Below are 4,289 nucleotides of genomic sequence, written 5' to 3'. Positions count from 1 at the left end.
ACCCGGAGACGAACAGCACCTCGAACCCGGCCTCGTCAGCCAGCCGGGCCGTCAGCGCGTCGTACACGCCGGGCATGTTGACCGTCGCCCCGCCCGTGAGCAGCTCGCGGATCGTCGCCGCGCCGGTGCCTGCCATCATCGTCTCGACCTCCGGTCGCCGAGGGGTTTCCCCCGACGCCCCCTCGACGATACGCGCGTCGGTCAACGATGCGCGCGTCGGTCGACGATGCGTGAGGGCGCCCGGACCGGCTCGGCCCGGGCGCCCCGCCCAAGGTTCACTCGACGGTGAACGCCTGGTACATGTCGTAGGCGAACGCGTGTGGCGGGCCGCCCTCGCGGTCCTGGATGAAGCACGCGAACGCGTAGGTCCGACCCGAGGTCACCTCCACCTCGAACGTGCCGCCGAGGCCCGGCGAGAACACCGATGAGGCGCCGAGGAACTCGGGCTCCTCCACCCCCTCCGGTGGTGGGCCCTCACCGGCTTGTCCGAACGCTTCGAACGTCTGTGCGACGGTCTCCTCGTCGACGCCCTCGGCGAACTCCAACAGAACCGCGTGGTGGTTCTCCTCACCGTCGTTGCGGAACACCAGCGTGTGTGAACCGGCCGTGAGCTCCGGCACCTCGAAGGCGTAGTCGGTGCCGACGACGGTGCCGTCGGCGTCCGGCAGGTCGGCGACATCCCCGTCGCTGACCTCCACCGACGTGGCCATCCCCAGCCGGTAGTGCGGCTCGGGCTCTTCACCTTCGGCCGGCTGTCCGGGGCTCGGTCCCGCGGCCGGGGCCTCCTCGGTCGGGGTCGCCGGCGGTGAGGTCTCCTGACCTGTCTCGGCCGGCGCCTCGGTCAGTAGGCCCTCGTCGCCGGGCGGTGTGTCCGACGGTTCCTCGTCCGTCAACGGGCACAGGACGACGTACTCGCCCTCGGGGAGCGAGAACGTCGAGGTCACCGACTCGCCGGGGGGCACCACGCCGATCCCCGACAACGCCGTGATGGAGTCGGGGATGGGGCCACCCTCCACGGCCTGGTCGAAGGCATCGAGGAGCTGGTCCTCGGAGGTGCCCGGCTCGACGCGGACGAAGACAGCCTCGTGGGGCTGCTCCCCGTCGTTCTGCAACGTGGCGGTCACGACACCTCCGCGGAGCGTGGTCGGCAGGTCGAACGCGTAGTCGGTGGCGGTGATCGTGAACTCGCGTTCACCCTCGGCGGGGGTCGCGGGGGTCCCGCCCGGCGATGGGGCTTCGTCCCCGGGACACGCGGTCAGCCCGAGCGCCAGCGTGGCAGCGAGGATCAGTGGTCGTCTGGCGTTCATGCGCGCCCTTCTCCTGAACGTCCCGTCGAGCGGACCGAGGGCGAGGCGGCCCACGGCGATCGGGCACTGTAGTCACGTCGAGTACGACAACGGTAGTGGGCTAGGGTCGTCGACCTGTCCCGACGGCCGTACCCGTGCGGCCGTCGGGTCGGGGAGTGTGACGCGACCGGGAGGGGCGAGATGGCGTGGCGCCGCCTGATGATGGTGACGCTGATCACGTTCGCGTCGCTCGCTCCCGCGGTTGTGGCGGTCGCCGCGCCCGGTCAGGACCTCAAGCGCGCCGAGCATGACCTCCAGGCCGTCGTCGAGCGGCTGCAACGGGCGCGGGAGGGGTACACGGCGGTCCAGGACCGGCTGACCGACCTGCGTGCCCGCCTCGGCGCGGTCGAACGGCAGCTCGCCGAGGCCCGAGCGTCCGAGCGTGACGCACGCACCGCTCAGCAACACGTCGAGGAACGAGCGCAGGTCAGCGCCGAGCTGTTGCGTCAGCGACGTACGGAGCTGTCACAACGGGCGACCGAGATCTACAAGGCGCGGGGGTCCGAAGATCCCATGGTCTTGGTCGCCTCGGCGTTGGGGACAGCGCGCGACGCCCACGACCTCGCGCTCGCCGCCGTGGTCGGACGGCGCCTCCTGGCGGAGCACCATCAGCTGCTGCAGATGGCTCACGACCAGCAGCGCAGCGCTGAGATCGCCGTCCAGGAGGCGGCAGCGGCCACCCGCGCGGCCGAGGAGCGGCGCGCGGCGGTCGAGGCGATCTCCGACCAGCAGCGTCAGGTCGTGGCCGAGGCTGACGCCGAGCGCGCCACGTTACGCGCGATCGTCGATGAGCTGGTCGCCGACCGAGCAGCACGTGAGCAGCTGGTCGTGGAGCTCAAGCGTCGCCTGAGGTCCGTCGAGGCGGTGCTGCGGACCCCGCAGATGCTCCCGTTCGACCAGCCCGCCCCGAGGTGGAGCGCCCGACTGCCGGCCGCAGGGACGCGCTGGGCGGGGGCCATCGACGCCGCTGCGGCCCGTACCGGCATCGACGGGCGCTTCTTCGCGGCGCTGGTGTGGACCGAGTCGTCGTTCCGGCCGGACGTGGTGTCGCCGGCCGGGGCGGTGGGGCTGGCGCAGCTGATGCCGGCGACCGCGAAGGCCCTGGGTGTGGATCCGTGGGTTCCGCGCGACAACCTGTCGGGCGGTGCCCGTTACCTGCACGCGCAGCTGACCCGGTTCTGGAACCTGGAGCTCGGCCTCGCCGCGTACAACGCCGGACCGACCCGGGTGGCCGAAGCCGGTGGGATCCCCGAGGTCGTCGCGACGCAGCTGTACGTCCTGGCCGTCCTGGACCGCTGGCAGCACCTCCGGGGCTGATCACCTGTCGCGGCGTTGACGGGCGCGGTCGCGGGCCGCCAGCAACCCTGCCGTGGACTCGCGGCGCTCGGCCACCGCGGGGCGGCGACGCAGCCGGCCGGCGACCCACCGACGGGCGCGGCGCCAGTCGTCACGCTCGAGCCGCAGACGCCGCAGCCCCACGTCCACCGGGAGCGCGAACAGCGCCGCCAACGCCAGCCACGGCCACACCTGTCGCGTGTCGCTCCCGGCCGGGAGCCCTCGCGGGTCGAACGCCACGGTCGGGTCGGGGTCGAGGCGTCCACCCCCGGCCGCGGCGACGCGCTCCAGCAGCGTCGGGTCGGTGGCGGCGGTGGCGTACTCGGGCGAGTACGACCGGGTCGCGGCCACCGCGTCGTGGTACAGCGGATCGCCGGCGGCCGACAGCCGCACACCGACGGCGTAGACGCCTTCGGATCCGCCGGGCAGGACGGCTTCGAAGCTGTCGAGTGCGGTCCGTTCCAGCGTCACCTCGGTGCGTTCCCCGTCGGGGTCGGTGACGGTCGCGATCGCCGTGGCGTCGGCGGGGATGGTCGCGGCCGCTTCCAACCGGATCCGCAGACCGTCGGACGTGGCCCGGGCCGACAGGGCGTACCGCGGGTCGGGATCGGCGGGGAACGTCGACTTCACCACATCGGACCAGAAGCGGGTGAACCGCTCCCAGGTCACCCACTCCGCCGACCAGCGGGGCGACGCGTCTGAGGTCCAGGCCACGGCGGTGCCCAGCCCCGCACGCCAGCTGGCGAGGAGCGGGTCACGCTCGTCGCCGATCGCCAGCAGCTGTCGAGCGGTGGGTTTCACCGTGGTGGCCAGGTACCCCAGCAGCGGCGGGGAGCTGTCGAGCCCGTCGGTGGCGGGTCCCACCCCGGTGACCACCGGCAGGAAGCGCCCCTCGTTGATCACGGGCCGGGCTACGAACTGCACCTCGTTGACGATGATGTCGGGGATGGACATCAGATCCCGGCCGGGGTAGTAGCGCCCACCGCCGGCCGCGGCCATCTCGCGGAGGACCTCACCGCTACCTTCCCCGGTCCCCACGACCGACAGGGTGATCCCCGCTGCGGCGGCCTCCTTGGCCACCTCGATCAGTGCCTGGTGCTCGGTGAAGCCGTCGGAGAACAACACGATGTGGCGCAGCCGCGCGTCGACGTCCTTCAGACCGGCGATGGCCTCGCGGATCGCCTGCGGGATGGCGGTGCCGCCTTCGGGGTGCAGGCGGGCCAGTCCCTGGTCTACCACCGACTCCGGCGGGAGCTTCTGCAGGGGGATCACCCACTCGCTGCGGGTGTTGAACGCCAGCACGCCGACCGTGTCGTCGGCTTCCAGTGCGGCGACCGCCCGGGCGACCGCCTCCTTGGAGATGTCGGTCTTGTTCACCCCGCCGACCTCCGCCCCGCCGAGCCCGCCCCGCCCACCGAACCCACCGTCCTGACAGTGGCAGGCGGCCATCGACCCCGACACGTCCACGACCAGCGCTTCGGCGACCGACGGGCGGCGCTCGGGGTCGCGGACGCGGGCGAACACCGGGAGCAGATCCTCCAGCGGTGTGCCGTCGTAGTCGCCCATCCCGAACGACGAGTCACCACCGACCGCCACCAACCCTCGACC

Annotated in this window: 4 protein-coding genes; 1 reads left to right on the top strand and 3 read right to left on the bottom strand. The window is 72.5% G+C overall.

Translation table 11 applies throughout. The features are described 5' to 3' along the window. Positions 1-205, bottom strand: a 205-nt coding sequence (locus M3N57_10740) for a hypothetical protein (protein ID MDP9023145.1), incomplete at its 3' end; no start/stop codon positions are given. Between the two features lie 70 nt (positions 206-275). Further along, complete coding sequence (locus M3N57_10735; GenBank protein ID MDP9023144.1) at positions 276-1,307, bottom strand: hypothetical protein; 1,032 nt, start codon at positions 1,305-1,307, stop codon at positions 276-278. Positions 1,308-1,487: 180 nt separating this feature from the next. On the opposite strand from M3N57_10735, the gene M3N57_10730 reads away from it, so the two are divergent. Then, positions 1,488-2,663, top strand: a complete 1,176-nt coding sequence (locus M3N57_10730; GenBank protein MDP9023143.1) for a transglycosylase SLT domain-containing protein — start codon at positions 1,488-1,490, stop codon at positions 2,661-2,663. Here M3N57_10730 and M3N57_10725 read toward each other — a convergent pair. Then, a partial coding sequence (locus M3N57_10725; protein ID MDP9023142.1) for a glutamine amidotransferase occupies positions 2,664-4,289 on the bottom strand: 1,626 nt, incomplete at its 5' end. It abuts the gene before it with no gap.

The organism is Actinomycetota bacterium, assembly GCA_030776725.1.
Classification (GTDB): domain Bacteria; phylum Actinomycetota; class Nitriliruptoria; order Nitriliruptorales; family JAHWKO01; genus JAHWKW01.
This window is presented reverse-complemented; position numbering and strand designations above follow the sequence as displayed.